Here is a 20,031-nt window from a genome sequence, read left to right as displayed (position 1 = left end):
TGTGAGGGGAGGAACGAAACAAAACCCCACACACTTTATCTATCGGCAAGTGACTTGAGATACGAAATCTCCTTCTCGCGACCTAAATAGACACTCTTGAAATAGGTAGGTTCGTGGACTCCAGCCATAACCATCAGCCCAGCGGAACTCATACCAGTGGCTGTAAGCTTCCCCCGTATTTTATGAGGGGCAACTTCATCATCTGCTGTAAAGCCTGAGAGCAGACTATCGCTGGAACTAGCAATAGCACCCGATACAAGACCCTTGAAACACTGGTTACGCGTTGCCACGCTCATTACCTCTGACTTGAAGATCTGGGAAGACTTAACACCCGAAATACCCCTAGACCTGGATACTGAGTAGATCGCATACTCATCCTGGTAGAACTTATCGACCTCATTCATCTTCAATGTAGATAGAATAGTCATTCGTTCATCTTCTATAACTACAAGGAATTTGCCACCGTCATCCCAAGGGTTGTAGAACTCGTGGCGGCGAGGAAGCCCCATCGCTTTGTTCTCGGCAAGCCTGAACGAGTGCTCCTGCCCTCGCTCTGCTATGTAACGCTGCTGCTCAAAGAAGTCCAACTTAGTAGTTCCATACATCAAGCAGAAGTCTTTGAAATGCGTGAATTCGTCCCCCTTGCCATCGAATACAACCAGGTCGAAAAGGTCAGGGAACCCGATACAGTAATCTATAACAGCTTTTGAGATGGAGAGCTTTCCCGCTCCAGTATCGCCCTGAACTTTCCAATTAGTAGCACCCACTCCAGGAGTTATTAGGTTGAGATAGATAGTCCTTCCGAAAGTATCCTTACCCAGAGGGACACGAGCGCCAAAGTCTTCTAGGAATGGTTTTGGAAGGTGACCATCTCCGATGAGGGGAGAAGTCGTTATCGTATCTGCTAGATAATCCTTGTCGGTAAAGAGAATATAGGACATCCCAGACCGCGAATGCTCTAAATCTTCTGTCCAGGCAAACGCGCCTATCTGGTCACGAATCATCGGCATCAGCTTCAAGATATCTTCGTCTGTTTTGTTCTTCGGTGTTTTGAACGCTACTTCGTAACGCTTTCCACCATCAATATCCTTGAAAGCATCAAAGCGCCATACGCCGTGGACTTCTTTCCAATTCTCAACATCATAAGCATCAATGAGCGCTTTACGGATTTGCTTTACGCGACGGTCTACACGCTTGGACGCTCTTAGGGTGGGATTGAGCCACACATACCCGAACTTGTAGAAAGCGAGACCAGCCAGGAGAGTGAGGAAGGCAGAGCCGAAGCCCTTGGCGGCGAACGCGAGACACGCGAAGGCTGTGAGGGTCACCCAGTAGGACAGACGGGGGAAACGGCTGTAGAAGGCTCTGAGCCTCAACCAGACCCATCGAAGGACAGAGAGCACCCGAAGGGCTACAGGCTTCGTGGCGGTTAGAACTTCCTTCGCGATCATCACTTACTAGCCTGAGGGTCATACGCGATGCTGTAGCCCTCTGGGAAGGACTGGGGGAGGGTTCGGTCGTAGTAGGCGTTTAGAACGCCGCAGAGGGTTGCGTCTGGAACAGTGGCAATCTCAGCACCGTTGTAGATACAGGTTTGAGAGCCGTCGGCGTTGGCACGGACCGAGACAGACGACCCCAGAGAGCCAGAAGAGCCAGAGACAGACAGGACGGGAGCAGGCTCGGCAGGTGGAGTGACCTCAACACCTTCGAGAGAACCAGAAGAACCGCTGTGTGTGTCTATCGTCGCAGAACTATTACTGTCGGGTCTGGGCGTCCGATTAGAACCGTCAGAAGGAACAGGAGCAGGCTCAGGGCTAACCACAGGCTGAGCCGAAGCACCCACCACAGAACGCGAAGGAGTGTGAGAAGAACTGTGAGAGTTACTTGAAGAGCTCGCATCTGTCTTACTCTCGGTTAGACCTGGGAAGGCGATTGCCTTCATCCCTTCACCATACCGGGTATCGCTAGAAGATTTAGTGTTTACCGGGGTAGTGCCGGCTTCTTGCGCCTGGGCAGGGAAGGCAGTGAGCGAAGCAGCAGCAAAAGTAAGAGTAGCGGCAAGAGCAACGATGCTCAATGCTCGCGCCATACGGTTGGGGCACAGGGCTGCGGGTCGGTTGTATCTTGTCAAATCGACATATCTGAGTTTCATTTTGTTAATATTCCGTTCTTGATTTGGTTTGTGGTTGGGTTGAGAAGGCTAGAAACCTTCTTCTCTCCGAAACTGACAGCTTCGGATTTGGCGGTTTGAAGAGCGTGGAAGGCGACAAGCACAACGCACGCGATGAGGATTAGCGGGATGAGTCCTCGGTTAATGAAGTTGAAAATCATTGGTTTCGTTCCTTGATTTCGTTACGGTTTGGGGTTTTGAGGGGAAAGGAGGGGGACTACAGCCGGGGGTTTTTTTCAGAGCCTTGCGCCTGTGTATCTGTCCCCCTCCTAGTTTGGGTTAGTTCTTAGCTTGGTTGAGAACGCCAATGAACTTGAAGGAGTTAGCAACGCGAGTTCCACCGTTTGGGACATAAGGGGTTAAGAACAACTCTCCGTCGAAGTGGGCTAGCTTGGCTGGTTCGAACTGTGGGGCTTCATTGCTGAGAACCTTGAGCTTAATCATTTCAGGCTTTCCGCCTTGGTAGAGGAAGCCTTCAACAATCCAAACTGGTAGTTGAGTCTCCTTATCTAAGTTCACTTCTTTTGTCTTGAAGTCGGTGCTCTGCTCTGCTGCGCCAGCAGGTAAGAAGGTTGCTGATTTTGTGTCTAGTTTAAATGCCATTTGTTCATTCCTTTGTTTGTGATTTGGTAGACACACACTTGGCTGTGTTTCTGTGTCTTATTTATTACTAACAGGTATATCGGTCAAAAAACACACTTTTGGCGTTTTTGCGGAAACTTTTTTATTTTTCTGTTTGAGAGGGGAAAGCGAGAGCATGAACTTCCTTCGCAAAACCTGTTCGGAAGCCTTCGGCATACGCATCGGTGTGTCCAGCCTCGATGACTGGGGCTGTGTGTTCATCACTCCATGCCTTCGCAGCCTTCCTGCCTTGTTCTACGCCTAGGCTGTAGTTACGAGCGTGAGCCTCCTGGATTGCCCCGTCGTGGCTGCCTATGGCATAACCACAGCTGAGGACAGCCACAAGGGCTACCCCAGTGATGATTTTGTTTATCGTCTTGTTCATTTCGTTCTTTCGTTTCGTTCGGGGCGGTTTCCCCTTTCTGTTGTTATCGGTTGTTGAGACACAACTTGGCTAAGAGATTTCTACAATCTCTGTTTTTCGGTTTGGTTCCTGTCTCCTCGCGGCTCGATGGTTGATGCCAACCATCTCTGTAATCTCGTCAAAACGGTGATAAAACGCATCCCATGTCTTACGCTTACTTAGCTTGTATTCTGGGTATTGACGTTCTATTGGCTCGTTGGACACGACATAGACTGTCTCGAAGTTCGCCCACTTGTTGTTATACCTAGCGGACAGCGACACGGGATAAGGGTCTAAGAGCTTCAACATCTTCTCTAGGGGTATCTGACTATGAAACTCGTCAAAGACGATTACGGTTTCATTGTCATACTCGTCGAATGGGTGGGAGTAATCATCAACCACAAAAACAGCGTCGAATCCGTGACGCTCATAAATACTGTGGCTCTTTCCTACTCCCGTAGCACCCCAGATATACGCGACACTCAGTTCACGCCTTTTGGACTTCGCTTCAACGCGGTTATGCTTCGCCGCGTAAGCATCCAAGGTTCGAAGATGTATCGCGGACTGTGGATATTGAGTTGCGATTTCATCTACACTCAAGCCCTCGTCGGTGATTAACGCTATATAATCTTTGAGCTTCAATGTATTCTCGAAGAATAGGTCTAAGTCTCCACCCGTGAAGGTCTCCCCGACGCGCGTATCTGATTTCGAGCAGTAATCGAACGCCTGGCGCTTTGTTCCCCGTCTCACTTCTAGGTGAGCCGTGGGAAACTTCATCTTTAGCGTGCTGAACTTGATTGGGTTAGAACTTTCGATGTAGACTTGATAATGAAGATAAGAAGTCTTCCCTCCCTCTTCCATTTGACCTACATAGGCATAATTCTTTAGTTTCTCAATGAGGTCTTTTTGGTCGATATCGTCAGCCTTTTGAGTGATTAACCAACCCCTCGCACGCAACTCCCTTCCTTTGCTTTTTGTCTTAGCCTCTTCGGTTGTTTCGAATGGTGTTTCTGTGGTATTTTCATCCTCCATTGCTTCGCCTTTCTGGATACATTTCATTATAACATATATATCGTCCATTCTTCAGTAAAAACACACTTTAGACACAAAACACAGAATTAGCACGAAGAAACACAACTTGATTTGTGCCTAAATAGCACCTAATACAAGAAAAACCCCCGACTTTCCGGGGGTTAGTTATGAATGAACACAAAAACACATAGGGGCTAAAAGGTAATACTAGGGAAGTCGCTGCGCTCCTTCCCGACCTTTTAGCCCCGCAGCCCTCCGGGCTGCCTGCCGGTCGCTGTCGCTCCCTCCACCGCTACGCGGCTCGTTCCTCGGCGCTCCGCTCTCCCTCCTACTGCGCGTCGGACGCCCCCGCCGTTGGCGTCCCCCAGGTGCTGCGCTCCGCTGCCCCTTAATCGCTCCGCTTGGGGCACGCACCTGGGGGAGTGAACGGGACTAGAACCGACACTCGCGACGGAGGTCGTGGCAATTAGAGGGACATAGCGTCTAGTGCTTGGGCATGCGAGAGGTTGCCGAGATAGAGGCGGTTGTAAAGCTTGACCGCTCGCATACGAGTAGTGCCGTGCGCCATGCGTGCCAGCAGATACAACTGTTGCTGCTCTAGGTTCTCGTTGTCTAGTAGCGCATCGAAGTAGGGATAGTGTCCGCTATTTATCGCATAGCTAATCTCTCGGGCGTTCATGCGCTGATAATGCGCATAAGTCTCGTCGTCTATCAAGAAGTCTGTATTAGTCATTGTGCCGGCGCTCCTCGGCTAGATACTCTTCAATGCGCTCCTTAATCAATCCATCGGGGTAGGGTTCTCCCGTGATGCGATGATGGTAGAGATGTTCATATCCATGAATTGTCAAGACATCGATTTGATTGAGGTCGGCATCCAGGACCTCTATGTATTGATTCCCCCTGTAGTTGAAGTATCTCCAAGGCTTCCTGTTCTTGTTCTTCTGTAAGGTTCGCACTTTCCATTCTTTCCAGGCGTCGAAACCTTCGACGCTTGCTGTATATATCGGCAAGCGGAAGGATGATGGGTGGCGAGAAGGACTGTTGGGTGTTAATCTGGGTGTTAATTGCCTGGGAGAGGCGTCCTCGACGCCTCAGAAGCCCGCTAGCACAGGGAAGTATGAGTATGGGTTGGAAGCCCACACCCTCCGCTCCAGCGTTCCGGTCGTGACCGATGAGGGGTCCCCGCAGGGCCACGGGTGAGGGCACTGCGCCGACCTAGCGTCGAGGGCATGGACATCACCACACGCTCCGTCGCCGTCGTCGGCGGCACCTCCGGCATCGGCCTCGAACTCGCACGGCGCTTCCGCGACGCCGGCAGCCGGGTCGTCATCGGCGGTCGTCGAACCGACGTGCTCGACCGGCTCGCTACCGGGGGCTTCGGCACCGTCTCGATCGAGGTCACCGACGACGACTCCGTCACCACCGCCCGCGACACCCTGCTCGAACTGCTGCCCGACCTGGACACGGTCATCACGATGTCGGGCATCGGCCTCGCCGAGGACCTCCGCGACCCAGCGCACTTCGCCGACGCCGCCCGGATGGTCGACGTCAACCTGCTCGGTACGATCCGGGTGGTCGACGCCTTCACGCCGCACCTGCTCCGACAGGGCAGCGGCACGATCGTCACCGTCAGCTCGGGCATCGGCTTCCTGCCGTTCCCGCTGATGGCGACGTACGCCGCCACGAAGGCGGCGGTGCACGCCTACAGCGAGGCGCTCCGGGCACAGCTCGCCGAGACGGGGATCAACGTCGCCGAACTCGTGCCCCCGGCGGTGAACACCACGATGGGCGCCACCAACCCGAACGCGCTGGACCTCGGCGACTTCGGTGCCGAGGTGATGGCGCTCCTGGCACAGGACCCCACCCCGCACGAGCTCTTGGTGCAGGGTGTCCTCATGCACCGGTGGGCAGAACGTGACGGCACGTACGACGACCTGGTCATTCAGCGCTCCCGGGCTCTCGCGACGCTGCCCGGACGGTCGGGCTCAGCGGCGTGACACGCGACGGGGACCCGACCGCGACGCCGACGAACCCGCTCGGCGCGTACCTCCAGGCACGGCGTGGACTCGTCACACCGGAGCAGGTCGGGCTTCCCGTCGGTGGGGTGCGACGCGTGCCGGGCCTCCGCCGTGAAGAGGTCGCGATGCTCGCCGGCGTCAGCACCGACTACTACCTCCGCCTGGAGCGTGGGCGGGACACCCATCCGTCACCCCAGGTCCTCGACGCGCTCGCCCGGGTGCTCATGCTGGACGACGTCGAACGCGCGCACCTGCAGCACCTCGCCGAACCCGTCCGACGTGCACGTCCCCGGCGCACGGCGGAGCGGGTCCCGGCTCGGCTGCACGCCCTGCTGGCCGCGCTCGAGGTCCCGGCGTTCATCGAGGGCCGGGCGTTCGACGTCCTCGCCACGAACGACCTGGCGGCCGCGTTCTCGCCCCGGCTCCGCGTCGGCGAGAACCGGCTCCGTTCCCTGCTGCTCGACCCGGAGGAACAGGTGTTCCACCGCGACTGGGAAGGCGCCGTCGCGAGCTTCGTCGGAGCCTTCCGGCACTCGGTGGCCGACGAGGTCCACGACCAGCGGGTCGTCGAACTCGTGGGGGAGTTGTCGCTGGCCAGCGGACGCTTCCGGCAGCTCTGGGCACGGCAGGACGTCCGGGTGCTCGAAGGTGGATCGATGACGGTCGACCACCCGGTCGTGGGGGAGCTGCATCTGCACCGGGACAAACTGCCGGTCGACGGGCTGCTCCTCGTCCTCTACTACGCCGATCCAGGCAGTGCGAGCGCCGAGCGGCTGGGTATGCTCGCGTCCCTCGCCCGCGAGACGGCACCCGGCCGGTGACAGCGGCTAGTGTCTGTCACGTGACCTCGGCGGACGACACCAGTTGGTTCGGCGTCCGGACTCTCTACCTGCATGGCTCGAACCGCTACGAAGAGCGCGTGGTCACGCTCGTCGCGCGCGACTTCGACCATGCGGTGGAGCGGGCCGAGGCAGAAGCAGCCGAGTACGTCGAGGGCCTGGACGTCGAGTACCTCGGACTCGCGCAGGCGTTCTGGATGTTCGACGTTCCGGGGGACGGCGCCGAGGTGTTCTCGCTCATGCGCGACTCCGATCTTCCATCCGAGACGTACCTGTCGCGGTTCTTCGACAACGGCGACGAACGACAGAACGCCATCGACGCGGACTGACTGCGATCGAACCGTCGGGCATCCCGAGCCCACACGCCACCAGATCGGGGGCATGAGGCGGCTCGCCGACCGCGGTACGGTTGTCGGCGGAGTGTACGGGTCGTTCTGTGCACGGCCTGCAGGACGGACCACGGGGGAAGCACGACCATGACCACGCCGACGTCGGTCCCCGGCCGCGGACCGGACCGCCGCACCGCGATCCTCGAGGCCGCCGCCGTCGAGTTCGACCGCCAGGGCTTCGGCGCCGCGAGCATCTCCGGCATCGCCAAGGCTGCCGAGGTCAGTCAGGGCGCCATCCACTTCCACTTCCGCACCAAGCAGGCCATCGCCCTCGCCGTGATCGACGAGCAGAACGCCCGCACGTTCGAGGCAGTCACCTACGACGGGCCGTCGCCGCTCGGCGGGCTGGTCGAGGCCTCGCGGACGATCGCGGGCCTGCTGCTCGACGACCCGGTCGTCCGCGCCGGCATCCGGCTGTCGCTCGAGAACCGGGTCTTCGCCGGCGCGACGTCGTCCTTCTACGACCAGTGGATCGCCAGCGTGGTCGACGTCTTCCGCCTGGCGGTCGCCGCCGGCGAGGTCGGCCCGACGGTGACCCCGGAAGCCCTCGGCGCCACCGTCGTCCCGTGGTTCACCGGCGTGCAGCTGGTGTCCGACGTCCGTGCCGCGCGGGTCGACCTGCTGCCGTCCGTGGCGACGATGTGGCGTGTCCTCGCCCAAGCGTGCGTGGTCCCGGCGCACCGCGACCGGTTGCTGGCGGTCGTCGACCGCGCCTTCGCCTGACCTGCGGCCGCGGGACCGACCTCTCGCGCCAGCGTGGTGCCGGACGCATGACGGGAGGCCCGGACCGGCCCCGGTGGGCTGGTCCGGGCCTCCAGTCCGGTCGTGTCGTCGACGTCAGTCGGTCTTCGCGACCCGCTTGGCGCGTTCCTTGACCTGCTCCTCGCGACGCTTGTCGCGGGCCTTCTGCGCCTTCTCGCGACGCTTCGCCCGCTTGTTCTCGCGCTCGTGGTGCTCGACGTCCTCGGAACGCTTCTGCCGCCACGGTTCTGCGGCCAGGTCCGGGCCGTCCCAGACCTTGATGGCACCCCAGGCGGCGGCGAGCAGCGGCACCGAGATGATCGCGCCGGTGATGCCGGCGAGGACGGTGCCCGCGGTCAGGCCGACCAGGATCACCAGGCCGTGCAGGCGCAGGGTCTTGCCCATCAGCACCGGCTGCAGGAGGTTGCCCTCGAGCTGGTTGACGACCACGACGATGCCGACGACGATCAGCGCCGGCACCGGACCGAGGGCGACGAGGGCGACCAGCGCGGCGAGGATGCCGGCTGCGGTGGCGCCGACGATCGGGATGAACGCGGTGATGAAGACGATGACCGCGAGCGGCAGGGCGAGGGGGACGCCGACGATGGCGATGCCGACGCCGATGCCGATCGCGTCGACCGCGGCGACGGTCGCGGTGCCACGGACGTAGCCACCGAGGGTGGAGACGACCCGGTCACCGACACGACGGGCGCGGTCGTACGAGGCGCCGGTGAAGGGGCGGAGCAGGAACTCCCAGATGCGGGGCCCGTCCTTGAGGAAGAAGAACAGCACGACGATCATCAGCACCAGGCCGGTGAGGAAGTTCGCCGTGGCGGACGCGCCGGCCAGGGCACCGGAGCCGAACTTGGCGCTCGTCACGAAGTCGGTGGCGGTCTTCACCGCGTCGTCGACCTGCTTGTCGGAGATGGCGAACGGCAGGGTCTTGCTGAAGTCCTGCAGCTGCTGGAAGCCCTCGACGGCGGACTTCTGCAGGCTCGACCACTGGTTCTCGACCGCGACGACGATGAGGTAGCCGAGCAGGCCGAGGACGACCAGGACACCGAGCAGGACCGTCAGGGTCGCGAACACCGACGGGAACCCGTGCCGGCGCAGCCACGAGACGACCGGGTGCATGGCCGAGGCGATGATGAGCGCCAGGAGCACCGGGATCGTCACGACGCCGAGCACCTGGCTGGCGTAGACGATGCCCGCGGCGATGACGATGAGGATGATCAGCTGCAGGCAGCGGGTCGCCAGACGGCCGAACGAGTCCGACCAGGCAGCGCGCACCCCGGTCACCGGCTCGGTCGGTGGCGTCGTCGGTGGGGCAGCGGCGGAGGAGCGGAAGAACGGCATGACGCCGACGGTACAGACGCACAGGTGGGTGCGCCGGGTCTCGGTGCGCTCAGTCCTCGACGAGGTCGCGGTCCCGGAACCACTTGAGCAGCCAGGCGGCGCTCGTCCGGTCGAACGACCGCGGGAAGTCGAGGGTGCCGGACAGGAACGGGCTGAAGCCCTCGACGGACGCGATGTCGGAGTCGTCGAGGCCCCGGTACGCCATCGACCAGCCGTCGAACCGGCGGCGGTCGATGTCCTCGCGGATCAACGACTTGACGGTGTGGTGGCGGGGGTCCCGCTCGATCGCGGCGAACCGGTCGTCGACGCTCCACGCCGGACCCTCGAGCAACTGCATGAACCGGCCGCCCTTGACGACGAGCAGGCCGGAGACGCCGAGCGCCTCGTTCCGCAGCCGTGCACCCGCGAGCATCTCCATGAGCTCGTCCTCGCCGAACTCGTGCGTCGCGACGCTCATGTAGACGATGGAGACCAGCACCAGGGCATCTTCGCTCGCGCGTCCGGGTCGGCACAATCGTGTCCGGAATCTGCACCCGGACGCACGCCTAGGATCGTCCTCATGGCGACCGTCCTCCTCGTCCGGCACGGACGCACCACCGCGAACGCGAACGGACTCCTCGCTGGCCGGACCGCCGGGATCGCGCTCGACTCCGTCGGGAAGCGGCAGGCCGCCGCCACCGCGGAGCGCATCGCCGCCGTGCCCCTCGCCGCCGTGGTCTCGAGCCCGCTCGAGCGCTGCCGACAGACCGCACGGGCGATCACCGCGTTCCAGCCGGGCGACCCGCAGCAGTTCGTCGAGCGCGGCATCATCGAGGCGGACTACGGCGACTGGCAGAACCGCAAGATCAGCGAACTCGCCACCGAGCCCCTGTGGCGGGTGGTGCAGTCGAACCCGAGCGCGGTCGTGTTCCCCGGCGGCGAGTCCATGCAGACCATGCAGTCCCGCGCGGTCGCCGCGATCCGCCGGATGGACGCGCAGATCGAGGCCGAGCACGGCGCGGCCGCGGTGTGGGTCGCGGTGAGCCACGGCGACATCATCAAGTCCGTCCTGGCCGACGCCCTCGGCATGCACCTGGACCTGTTCCAGCGGATCTCGGTCGGACCGGCGTCGGTGTCGATCGTCCGCTACGGCGAGGCCCGGCCGGACGTCGTCGCCACGAACACCGAGTCGGGGGACCTGTCGTGGCTCGCCCGGGCCGCGGCTCCGAGCGGGGACGCGGTCGTCGGCGGCGGGGCCGGGCACGAGGAGCCGTCGCCGTCGTCCACCGAGCGTCCGGACCCGACCACTCCCTGAACGGTCGGAGCCGCACGCTCCTACAATGCGGGTATGCCCCCCATCGTCCACGGCTTCGACTGGCCGGACAGACTCGTCGTCGGCACGATCGGACGCCCGGGCGAGCGGTCGTTCTACATCCAGGCCCGTGACGGCCGCCGTGTCGTCAGCGTCGCCATCGAGAAGGAACAGTCGGCGGTGCTGGCCGACAAGATCGACGAACTCCTCGACGAGGTCGCCACGGTCGAGGACAACCGCTTCAGCGTCCCGGACTCCGCGCCCACCGAACTGCGCGACGGCGAACCGCTCGACCAACCCGTCGAGCCCGAGTTCCGCGCCGGCGCCCTGAGCCTGGGCTTCGACCCCGCCACCGCGCAGGTCGTCATCGAGGCGTACCCGATCGAGGACGACGTCGAGGTGATCACCGAGCCGACCGGCGACGGCGACGAGGTCGAGGCGGTCGTCGAGCTGTCCGAGCCGAGCGAACTGCTGCAGGTGAAGATCCCGGTCGGCAGCGCCCGCGCCTTCGTCGAGCGCACGCGGGAGGTCATCGCCGCCGGACGACCGAGCCCGCCCGACTTCCCCGAGCTCGGATGACGCTCGGCCCTCACGTCGCCGGCGCCGCGGTCCCCAGCGCGCCGGGTGAGCTGCGGATCACCGGACGCATCCGCGAGGCCTCGAACGCCACCTTCCTCGCCCGGCTCGACGGCGAGAACGTCGTCTACAAGCCGATCGAGGGCGAGAAGCCGCTGTGGGACTTCCCGGACGGGACGCTGGCCGGGCGTGAGGTCTCTGCCTACCTGGTGTCCGAGGCGCTCGGGTGGAACGTCGTGCCCGAGACCTGGATCGGCGACGGCCCGTTCGGCCCCGGCATGGTGCAGCGGTGGCAGGACATCGACTCCGACCAGGACGCCGTCGACCTGGTCCCCGCCGAGGACGCCGCCGTCGCGGTCGCCGAGGGCACCGTCCGCGAGGTGCTCGACGCCGTGGACGAGGACGACCAGGCCGTGACCCTGGTGCACGAGGACTCGGTCGCCCTCCGGCGGATGGCGGTCTTCGACGTCGTCACGAACAACGCGGACCGCAAGGGCGGCCACGTCCTGGCGATGGCCGACGGGCACCGGTACGGCGTCGACCACGGCCTGACCTTCCACGTGGAGCACAAGCTCCGGACGGTGCTCTGGGGGTGGATCGGCGAACCGCTCAGCGAGGACGAACTGACCGGGCTCCAGCGGCTGTCCGAAGCGCTCCGCGGGTCGCTCGGCGAGACCCTGCGCGAGCACCTCACCGACGACGAGCTGTCGGCCCTCCGCGGGCGCTGCGCCGCGCTGGCCGCGGTCGCGACGTTCCCGCCGCCGGACGGCTACGGGCCGGCCGTGCCGTGGCCGGTCTTCTGACCCCGCCCGCCTGCTGACCCACCCTGCGTGACGGACGGGAGGCGCGCCTCCCGTCCGCTAGACACCGGTGTTCGTCGGACGAACACCCGTTTGCCGCGGCGTGTTCGACGAACACCGGTGTTCCGTGCCGCCCGCGCGGTCAGCCGAAGCGGGTGAAGGGGCTGCCCCACAGGCCGTCGTCGCCGGGGCCGCCGCCGCCGAACCCGCCGAAGGCGGATCCGGAACCGCGCCGGGCGCCGAGGTAGGAGCCGACCACGGCGACGCCGAGGTCGTCGTTCTCCGGCGCCGTGACCGTGCCCTCGACGCGGCGGGCCATGCCGTCCACGAACCGGGCGAGCCCCGGGTCGTCGCCGAGCCGGAAAAACGTCGTCTTCGCACCCAGACGGTGGGCGTTCTCGAGCTCGCGGACGCTCAGCGCGATCGTCACCGGGTCCGGCGGGTAGCTGAAGTACACCTGCCCGTTCGGCTCGAGGTGCGACGTCGGCTCGCCGTCCGTGACGATGAGCAGCACCGGCTGCGCGTTCGGGTGCTTCCGGAAGTGCCGGTTCGCCAGCAGCAGCGCGTGGTGCAGGTTCGTGCCCTTGTCCCACATCGCGTCCAGGCCGACGAGCTGTTCGACGTCCATGACCTCGGCCTCGCGACCGAATGCGATGAGCTGCAGGTCGTCGCCGCGGAACCGGGTCGAGATGAGCGTGTGCAGCGCGAGGGCCGTGCGCTTCATCGGGACCCAGCGGTCCTCCATCGCCATCGAGAACGACGTGTCGACGAGCAGGGCGACGACGGCCTGGGTGCGGGCCTCGGTCTCCTGCACCTCGACGTCCTCGATCTGCAGCCGCACGCCGGCGCCGGTCCGGGGTCCGTCCCCGGCGGTCCGGGTGAGGGCGTTCGTGATCGAGCGGGTGACGTCCCAGGGCTCGGTGTCGCCGAACTCCCACGGACGGGTCGACCCGGAGCGGTCCCCGGCGGCACCGGCACGGCGGAGGTCCCGTGCACCCTGCCGACCGGACATCCGCTCGGCCACGTCCTTGAGCAGGCTCTTGCCGAGCTGGCGCATCGCCTTCGGGGTCAGCCGGAGCTGCCCGTCCGTGCCGCGTTGCATCGCGCCCGAGTTCCGCAGCGCCTTCTCGAGCTGCTGCAGGGTCCGGGCGTCGACGGCCGCCTGGTCGCCGAGCTGCTGCGCGAGGGCGTCGAGGTCCAGGTCGTCGAGCTCGGACCCGGGGCCGACCTGGGCGAGCTGGTCGGCCAGGGCGTCGAGGTCGGCGATGTCCTGGAACACCCCGGTGCCGTCGCCGAGGCCGAGTCCCTGCTCGCCGTCCATGCCCTCGGAGCCGCCCCAGTCCTCGCCGGGGCGGAGGGCACGGAGGTTCTCGTCGAGCTGGGACAGCGCCCCCATCAGTGCGGGGGAGCCGAACGCCTGCTCGGCCAGGGCATCGAGTTCGTCCCGCTGCTCCTGCGTCATCGAGTTCCGCATACGCTGGGCGGCGGCGGCGCGGGACGCCAGGTCATCGAGCAGTTCATCGACGTTCTGCGGGTTCGACGGGAACTGGTCGCCGTGCTTCGCCATGAACTCGTCGAACTGCTCCTGGCTGTCCTCGCCCCGACGGTGGGCGTCGAGCAGTTCGTTGAGGTCCTGCATCATCTGCGCGACCGCGGCCCGGTCGTCGTCGGTGGCGTTCTCGAGCGCCTGCTTCATGCCCGCGAACCGCTGGTCGAGCATCTCGCGGCCGAGCAGGTCCTTGATCTGCTCGTACTTCTGGCGGGCCGTCGGGCTCTTCCAGTCGTAGCCGTTCAGTTCGCTGACCGCGGCGGCGGGCGAGGCAGGCAGGCTGTCGAGCTGCAGTTCGGCCAGTGCCCGGTCGCCGTCGTCCATCGCCGTGTCGCGGGCGAGCTGTCCGCGTTCGGCCAGGACGGCCTGGTCGAGGAGCTGCTTGATCTCCTGCAGGGTGCCGTCGAGGTTGTTCTTGCTGGTGAGCTCGCGACGCTTCTCGGCGACGAGTCGGGCGAGGTCGTCGAGCCCGCGCTGCGACCGTCCCCCGCGACGGAGGAACTCCCGCATCGCCCGCTCGGGCGAGGTGCCGGCCATCACGTCCTGGCCGATGGCGTCGAGCGCCTCGGACAGGTCGGCGGGCGGCGCCAGGGGGTCCGGGCCGCCGTCGTACTTGCCGTACCGGCTGTCGCGGCTCAGCCGACGGTTCGGGCGGCTAACCACGGGTCACCCCGTCGGTGTCGCTGTCGGTGTCGCTGTGCACCGGGTCACATCCCATACGCTGCTTCGCCCCCGCCGGACTCCTTGCTGATGCGGCGGGCGAGGAACAGCCCCTCGAGTGCGAGTTCGATCGCGCCCGCACGCTCGCCGTCGGACGTCGCGTCGAGGCGCTCGCACACCTGGTCGTAGAGGTCGGACTCGCCCAGGGAGGGCAGCCCGGCGAGGAAGTCCCGCGCGCTGACCTGTTCGCCGGTGGTGACCATCGTGCCGCCCTCGAGCGCGTCGACGAGCACCCCGAAGTCCAGTCCGCGGAAGCGCGAGCGGACGGTCTCGGCCGTCGCGGTGCGGAGCAGGTGCTCGAGCACCTCGTCGGCACGGTCTTCTTCACCGGACTCGAACTCGATCTTGCCGCCGAGGACGTCGACGGCGGTCTCGAGGTCGATCGGACGGGCGACGGCGTCGGACTCACCCTGGCGCGCCGCACGGTGAACCGCTGCGGCGGACACCGTCTCGGCGCCGGCGATCGAGAAGCGGGCGCTGACACCACTGCGCTGGTCGACGGCGCTCGACTCGCGGAGAGCCCGGGTGAACCGGGCGAGGATCTCGATGAGGGCGTCCGGGACCTCGGCCGTCAGCTGCGCCTCTTGCCGGATGACGGCGATCTCGTCCGCGAGCTCGATCGGGTAGTGCGTGCGGATCTCGGCGCCGAAGCGGTCCTTCAGCGGGGTGATGATCCGGCCGCGGTTCGTGTAGTCCTCCGGGTTCGCACTCGCGACGACGAGCACGTCGAGCGGCAGGCGCAGGACGTACCCGCGGATCTGGACGTCGCGCTCCTCCATCACGTTGAGCATCGCGACCTGGATGCGTTCGGCCAGGTCGGGCAGCTCGTTGATCGCGACGATGCCGCGGTGGCCGCGGGGGATCAGGCCGAAGTGGATGGTCTCCGGGTCGCCCAGGCTGCGGCCCTCGGCGACCTTCATCGGGTCGACGTCGCCGATCAGGTCCGCGACGGAGGTGTCCGGCGTCGCGAGCTTCTCGACGTAGCGGTCGTCGCGGTGCACCCACGAGATCGGCAGGGCGTCGCCGAGTTCCTGGGCCCGGCGGATGCTCGCCGTCGTGATCGGTTCGTAGGGGTGCTCGCCGAGTTCGGAGCCGGTGATGACCGGTGTCCACTCGTCCATCAGGCCGTTCAGGGTGCGGAGCAGTCGGGTCTTGCCCTGACCGCGCTCACCGAGCAGGACGACGTCGTGCCCGGCGATCAGGGCGCGTTCGAGCTGCGGGATGACGGTGGTCTGGAAGCCGTGCAGGCCGGGCCAGGGGTCGCGGCCCTCACGGAGGGCGGTGAGCAGGTTGTCGCGGATCTCGGCGCGGACCGACTTCTGGACGTGCCCAGCAGCGCGGAGCTCGCCGACCGTGGAGGTTGCAGGTCGGTTCACGGGCGCCACGGTACGCCCGCCCACCGACGGCGGCAACGGGACGGGAGGCGCGGGGCGGCGCCGCCACGCGCCTCCCGTCCGGCACGGCCGCGCCGAGACGCCCCCGTCTCCGGTCGACGCCGCGTCAGTGCCGAGACTCCGCCGGATGTGGCGGTGTCTCGGCGGGTCGGAGGCGCCTCGAACAGACGCCCCCGTCTCGGCGCCCCGTCAGCCGAACAAGCGGCGGGACGCGATCTCGGCGCCCTCGACGAGCGCGCCGAGCTTCGCCCACGCGACGTCGGACGCGACGAACTCGTAGCTGGCGAACGTGGCGAGACCGCAGTCGGTGCCGGCGACGATGCGCGTCGGGTCGCCCACGGCCTCCGCCGCCTCGACGATGCGGTTCGCGACGAGCTGCGGGTGCTCCAGGTAGTTCGTCGTCACGTCGATGACCCCGGGCACCAGGACCGCGCCGTCGGGCAGCGGCAGGTCGCGGAACGCCGGGAACTCGTGCGCGTGCCGCGGGTTGCCGAACGGGATGCTGAAGGACCCGACCTCGGCCCGGTACAGGTGCGGGAGCAGCACGTCGACGGGGACGTCGTCCTGGTGCGGCCCCTGCCAGTTGCCGTAGCAGACGTGCAGCCGGGTCTGCTCCTTCGGGATGTTCCGCAGCGCGTGGTTGAGCGCGTCGACGTGCAGGTCGACGGCCGCCAGGAACTCGTCGAGCGAGGCGTCGCCGAAGTGGATCACCCGTTCCATCGCCAGGTCCGGGGCGTCGAGCTGCAGGACGTGCCCACGGGCGACGATCTCCTCGTACTCGACGCGGAGCTGCTCGGCGAGGGCGAAGACGTACTCGCGGTGGTCGGCGTAGTGCGGGTTCGCGTCGTCGAGCAGCAGCGTGGTCGAGACGATCCCGGGCGTCGCCGCCGAGAGGAACGTCCCGGCCGGGGTACGTCCGGCAGCGGCGTTCCGGTCGAGTTCGCGGGCGAAGCCGTCGAGGTCCTCGCGGATGCCGGCGCGCTCCTCGTCGTACTGCAGCAGCCCCTGGGCGACCGGGGTGTCCCAGACGCGGGCGAACTCGGCACCCTCGTCGATCTGACGGGCCTGGAACGCGGCGTACTCGGGGAACTTCACCGAGTCGAGCGTCGGCTTGCGGTGCCCCGTCCCGCCGAACCCCGACAGACGCTCGCGGATGTACGTCGAGAAGCCGACGCGGGGGACCTCGCCGTCGTTGACCACGTCGATGCCGGCGTCGAGCTGCGCGTCGACGGTGCGCGCGAGGACCGCGGCGGTCTCCTCGCGGAGCGCCTGCTCGTCGAAGGGCTTGCCCTGGTCACGGGCGACCAGGAGCGCGCTCAGCTCCGGCGTCCGGGGGAGGGACCCCGTGTGGGTCGTGAGGATGCGGTCGGTCGAGTTCTGCAGCGGCACGCGACCACGCTACTGACTGGAGGCCCGTGGCGGGCCGGTCCCGCGCCTCCAGTCCGTCACACCCCGGTTCCGGGGCCGGTTCTCGCGGACCGTGGACCTGAGCGGCGGCTGAGGCGTACGTTCCGGTTCTGCGGCAGCCGAAGGGGCAGGCCGCGGGAGGAGCATGCGCATGACGAGCGCCAGCGGAACGAGAGACGGATCGGTGACGAGCCTGGTCCCGGCGAGGATGGACCGACTGCCGTGGACCCGGTTCCACTGGAGCGTCGTGGTCGGCCTGGGGGTGTCCTGGATCCTCGACGGCCTCGAGATCCAGATCGTGTCCAACGCCGGGTTCAAGGCGGACCTGGGCCTGAGCAACCAGGACGTGGCGTCCCTCGGCAGCATCTACCTGGTCGGTCAGGTCGTCGGCGCCCTGGTCTTCGGGCGGCTGTCCGACAAGCTCGGTCGTCGCAAGCTGTTCATCCTGACGCTCGCGATCTACCTGATCGGCTCGGGTGTCGCGGGCCTCGCGCAGGACTTCTGGTTCCTGGCGGTGTTCCGCTTCGTCGCCGGTCTCGGCATCGGCGGTGAGTACGCCGCGATCAACTCCGCGATCGACGAACTCATCCCGGCGAAGTACCGCGGACACGTCGACATCGCGATCAACGGCACCTACTGGGGCGGTGCGGCCCTCGGTGCCGCGGCGAACATCTACCTGCTCGACACGGCGCACTTCTCCGAGAGCATCGGATGGCGGATCGGGTTCTTCCTCGGCCCGGTGCTCGGCATCGCGATCATCTTCCTGCGGCGGCACATCCCGGAGAGTCCGCGGTGGCTGATGACGCACGGCAAGGAGCAGGACGCCGAGGACACCGTCGCCCGGATCGAGGCGGAGGTCGAGAGGGAGTCCGGCCGGAAGCTCGAGACCGTGCCGCAGTCGAAGGCGCTGACGGTCACCCCGATGGACAACGTCGGGTTCCTGACCATCGCCCGCGTGCTGCTCAAGCAGTACCCGACCCGCACCCTGGTCGGCGCGACGATGATGATCACGCAGGCCTTCCTCTACAACGCGATCTTCTTCACCTACGCGCTGGTCCTGACGAACTTCTTCGGGCTGAAGACCGCCGAGACGTCGGTCTACTTCTTCCCGTTCGCGATCGGGAACCTGCTCGGCCCGATCATCCTCGGTCGTTTCTTCGACACCTGGGGTCGGCGGCAGATGATCTTCCTGACGTACCTGGTGTCCGGGCTCGTGCTCGCGACGTCGGCGTTCCTGTTCCGGGCGGACGCGATCAGCGCCGGTGTCCAGGTCGTGTTCTGGTGCATCTCGTTCTTCTTCGCCTCGGCCGGAGCCTCGAGTGCCTACCTGACCGTCAGCGAGATCTTCCCGCTCGAGCTGCGGTCGCAGGCGATCTCGTACTTCTTCGCGCTGGCCCAGGTCTTCGGTGCCATCGCCCCGCTCATCTACGGCGCCTTCATCGGCGACGGCTCGGACCGTGAACCGCTCTTCTGGGGGTACCTGCTGGGGTCGGCGGTGATGATCATCGGCGCGGTGGTCGCCTTGGTCTTCGGGGTCGATGCCGCCCGGAAGGGGCTCGAGGACATCACGCAGCCCCTGTCGGTGCTGACCGGCAAGGACAGCGCGGACTCCGGACCCGGCTCCGGAACGGGAGGCCCGTCCACCGCCGGACGCGCACCGGACGCTGGGCGAAACTCCTGATGCAACATGTTTAGCGGCGGCTGTCGCATCCTGTGACCCTCGTGACCACGGCCCCGCCCGGGGCCGTGGTCACGGAGGATCCGATGCACGACACCACCCCACCGGCGGCATCCCGCCCGACAGGACAGCAGGCTGTCCTGCACAGACGACAGGCCGACACGGTTGTCCACCGAGCCGCCGACGGATCCCGTCATCGGAGTCGCCGTGCACGACGGTGACCTGATGACCGGACTCCTGCGTGCCGACAGCGACACGACCAGCGCCAGCGACCCGCTCGGGGTGCCGCGGAACCTGCTCCGCGACGCGGTCTTCGAGCGGATGCTGCGCAGCATCCTCTGCGGTGAGTACCGCCGCGGACAGCGCCTGCGACTCGACGCCCTGGCCGACGACATGCGGGTGTCGCGGACGCCGGTGCGCGAAGCCCTCGTGCCGCTCGAGGCCCTGCGGCTGGTCATCGTCCAGCGCTACGTCGGTGTCGTGATCGCCCCGTGGACGGTCGGCCAGATGGTCGAGCGCACCCGGATCGCGCAGTCGATGCTCGTCGACCCACCGACCAGCTGCGCGCGGTCGGACGAGCCCTTCGACCCCGCTGTCCTGCGCGACTGCCTGTCCGAAGCCGGCGCGTTCGTGGAGCTCGCGGTCTGGGTGCTCCGACGCTCCGGGGCTCCCGTCAGTGCGGACTGGTTGCGGTCGCAGCAGCCGGTGCTCGACGTGTTCCACACGGACGACATCGCCCGTGCGAACGGCATCGACATCGCCGCCGACTGGACCAAGCGGATGCAGGTCCTCAAGGCCGCGCGGACGGCAGCGCTCGCCGACGACGTTGACCTGTGTGCCGTTCGGCTGATCGAGCTGTCCGAGCTGCTGATCGCGCTGCCGGAGCGGTTCCGGAGCGCCGAACGGTTGCGGACCGTCGAGACGGCATGACCCGGGGGCGACCTCGCGCGGGGCGCGGAACGAAGTCGCTCCCCGGGCGGGCGCTGACGATCGGGGGCGTCAGGCCCAGGCCACGGGGAGCGACGTCTGGGTGCTCTTGCTGGGTGC

17 protein-coding genes are annotated in these 20,031 nt (G+C 65.4%); 9 read left to right on the top strand and 8 right to left on the bottom strand.

Going from position 1 to position 20,031, the window contains the following annotated elements:
- Window positions 1-35 precede the first annotated feature (35 nt).
- The 3 genes from QCD68_RS02385 to QCD68_RS02375 form a co-directional block, all read right to left on the bottom strand.
- Entirely contained in the window at window positions 36-1,454 is a 1,419-nt protein-coding gene (locus QCD68_RS02385; protein ID WP_301221876.1) for a hypothetical protein, read from the bottom strand.
- 995 nt (window positions 1,455-2,449) lie between these two features.
- Window positions 2,450-2,773: a hypothetical protein gene (locus tag QCD68_RS02380; protein WP_301221875.1), complete on the bottom strand. Its 324-nt coding sequence runs from the start codon at window positions 2,771-2,773 to the stop codon at window positions 2,450-2,452.
- Between the two features lie 472 nt (window positions 2,774-3,245).
- The gene (locus tag QCD68_RS02375; RefSeq protein ID WP_301221874.1) at window positions 3,246-4,253 is read right to left on the bottom strand and encodes a hypothetical protein; all 1,008 of its coding nucleotides are present in this window, start codon (window positions 4,251-4,253) and stop codon (window positions 3,246-3,248) included.
- 1,202 nt (window positions 4,254-5,455) lie between these two features.
- On the opposite strand from QCD68_RS02375, the gene QCD68_RS02370 reads away from it, so the two are divergent.
- From QCD68_RS02370 to QCD68_RS02355, 4 genes are all read left to right on the top strand, one after another.
- Window positions 5,456-6,223, top strand: coding sequence for an SDR family oxidoreductase (locus QCD68_RS02370; protein WP_301221873.1), 768 nt, complete (start codon window positions 5,456-5,458; stop codon window positions 6,221-6,223).
- On the top strand, window positions 6,220-7,065 hold the full coding sequence (locus QCD68_RS02365) for a helix-turn-helix transcriptional regulator (protein ID WP_301221872.1): 846 nt from the start codon (window positions 6,220-6,222) through the stop codon (window positions 7,063-7,065). The genes QCD68_RS02370 and QCD68_RS02365 overlap by 4 nt, the downstream gene beginning before the upstream one ends.
- A 20-nt stretch (window positions 7,066-7,085) precedes the next feature.
- A complete protein-coding gene (locus tag QCD68_RS02360; RefSeq protein ID WP_253464300.1) occupies window positions 7,086-7,412 on the top strand; it encodes a hypothetical protein in 327 nt (108 codons plus the stop codon).
- Window positions 7,413-7,559: 147 nt separating this feature from the next.
- Window positions 7,560-8,195 carry a ScbR family autoregulator-binding transcription factor gene (locus tag QCD68_RS02355; RefSeq protein WP_301221871.1) on the top strand — a complete coding sequence of 212 codons (636 nt, stop codon included), beginning with the start codon at window positions 7,560-7,562 and terminating at the stop codon, window positions 8,193-8,195.
- A 114-nt stretch (window positions 8,196-8,309) separates the two neighbouring features.
- On the opposite strand, the gene QCD68_RS02350 is transcribed toward QCD68_RS02355, so the two are convergent.
- Both QCD68_RS02350 and QCD68_RS02345 read right to left on the bottom strand, forming a co-directional pair.
- Window positions 8,310-9,569, bottom strand: a complete 1,260-nt coding sequence (locus QCD68_RS02350; RefSeq protein WP_301221870.1) for an AI-2E family transporter — start codon at window positions 9,567-9,569, stop codon at window positions 8,310-8,312.
- 49 nt (window positions 9,570-9,618) lie between these two features.
- The gene (locus tag QCD68_RS02345; protein ID WP_111074590.1) at window positions 9,619-10,047 is read right to left on the bottom strand and encodes a BLUF domain-containing protein; all 429 of its coding nucleotides are present in this window, start codon (window positions 10,045-10,047) and stop codon (window positions 9,619-9,621) included.
- An 81-nt stretch (window positions 10,048-10,128) separates the two neighbouring features.
- On the opposite strand from QCD68_RS02345, the gene QCD68_RS02340 reads away from it, so the two are divergent.
- Genes QCD68_RS02340 through QCD68_RS02330 form a run of 3 tightly spaced genes read left to right on the top strand, consistent with a single transcriptional unit; the run spans window position 10,129 to window position 12,239 of the window.
- A complete protein-coding gene (locus tag QCD68_RS02340; RefSeq protein ID WP_301221869.1) occupies window positions 10,129-10,863 on the top strand; it encodes an MSMEG_4193 family putative phosphomutase in 735 nt (244 codons plus the stop codon).
- A 33-nt stretch (window positions 10,864-10,896) separates the two neighbouring features.
- Complete coding sequence (locus QCD68_RS02335) at window positions 10,897-11,439, top strand: DUF3090 domain-containing protein (protein WP_301221868.1); 543 nt, start codon at window positions 10,897-10,899, stop codon at window positions 11,437-11,439.
- Entirely contained in the window at window positions 11,436-12,239 is an 804-nt protein-coding gene (locus tag QCD68_RS02330) for an SCO1664 family protein (protein WP_301221867.1), read from the top strand. The genes QCD68_RS02335 and QCD68_RS02330 overlap by 4 nt, the downstream gene beginning before the upstream one ends.
- Window positions 12,240-12,378: 139 nt before the next feature.
- Here the strand turns inward: QCD68_RS02330 and QCD68_RS02325 are convergent, their stop codons facing one another.
- The 3 genes from QCD68_RS02325 to QCD68_RS02315 form a co-directional block, all read right to left on the bottom strand.
- Window positions 12,379-14,448 carry a vWA domain-containing protein gene (locus QCD68_RS02325; RefSeq protein WP_301221866.1) on the bottom strand — a complete coding sequence of 690 codons (2,070 nt, stop codon included), beginning with the start codon at window positions 14,446-14,448 and terminating at the stop codon, window positions 12,379-12,381.
- Between the two features lie 44 nt (window positions 14,449-14,492).
- Window positions 14,493-15,881: an AAA family ATPase gene (locus QCD68_RS02320; RefSeq protein WP_221849215.1), complete on the bottom strand. Its 1,389-nt coding sequence runs from the start codon at window positions 15,879-15,881 to the stop codon at window positions 14,493-14,495.
- A 207-nt stretch (window positions 15,882-16,088) separates the two neighbouring features.
- A complete protein-coding gene (locus QCD68_RS02315) occupies window positions 16,089-17,288 on the bottom strand; it encodes a cobalamin-independent methionine synthase II family protein (protein WP_301221865.1) in 1,200 nt (399 codons plus the stop codon).
- A gap of 169 nt (window positions 17,289-17,457) precedes the next feature.
- Between QCD68_RS02315 and QCD68_RS02310 the strand changes: the two genes are divergently transcribed.
- Together QCD68_RS02310 and QCD68_RS02305 are read left to right on the top strand one after the other, a co-directional pair.
- Window positions 17,458-18,987 carry an MFS transporter gene (locus QCD68_RS02310; RefSeq protein WP_301221864.1) on the top strand — a complete coding sequence of 510 codons (1,530 nt, stop codon included), beginning with the start codon at window positions 17,458-17,460 and terminating at the stop codon, window positions 18,985-18,987.
- 222 nt (window positions 18,988-19,209) lie between these two features.
- Entirely contained in the window at window positions 19,210-19,914 is a 705-nt protein-coding gene (locus QCD68_RS02305) for a GntR family transcriptional regulator (RefSeq protein WP_221849216.1), read from the top strand.
- Window positions 19,915-20,031 lie beyond the last annotated feature (117 nt).

This window comes from Curtobacterium sp. PsM8, assembly GCF_030433875.1.
Taxonomy (GTDB): Bacteria; Actinomycetota; Actinomycetes; order Actinomycetales; family Microbacteriaceae; genus Curtobacterium.
Note: the sequence above shows the minus strand (reverse complement) of the source record. Positions and strands in the feature narration are given on the sequence as shown.

Coding starts and splice junctions, on each gene's coding strand:
- QCD68_RS02380 (WP_301221875.1), bottom strand. CDS start 2,773: ATGGCATTTAAACTAGACACAAAATCAGCAACCTTCTTACCTGCTGGC.
- QCD68_RS02375 (WP_301221874.1), bottom strand. CDS start 4,253: ATGAAATGTATCCAGAAAGGCGAAGCAATGGAGGATGAAAATACCACA.
- QCD68_RS02370 (WP_301221873.1), top strand. CDS start 5,456: ATGGACATCACCACACGCTCCGTCGCCGTCGTCGGCGGCACCTCCGGC.
- QCD68_RS02355 (WP_301221871.1), top strand. CDS start 7,560: ATGACCACGCCGACGTCGGTCCCCGGCCGCGGACCGGACCGCCGCACC.
- QCD68_RS02350 (WP_301221870.1), bottom strand. CDS start 9,569: ATGCCGTTCTTCCGCTCCTCCGCCGCTGCCCCACCGACGACGCCACCG.
- QCD68_RS02340 (WP_301221869.1), top strand. CDS start 10,129: ATGGCGACCGTCCTCCTCGTCCGGCACGGACGCACCACCGCGAACGCG.
- QCD68_RS02335 (WP_301221868.1), top strand. CDS start 10,897: ATGCCCCCCATCGTCCACGGCTTCGACTGGCCGGACAGACTCGTCGTC.
- QCD68_RS02330 (WP_301221867.1), top strand. CDS start 11,436: ATGACGCTCGGCCCTCACGTCGCCGGCGCCGCGGTCCCCAGCGCGCCG.
- QCD68_RS02310 (WP_301221864.1), top strand. CDS start 17,458: ATGACGAGCGCCAGCGGAACGAGAGACGGATCGGTGACGAGCCTGGTC.
- QCD68_RS02305 (WP_221849216.1), top strand. CDS start 19,210: ATGACCGGACTCCTGCGTGCCGACAGCGACACGACCAGCGCCAGCGAC.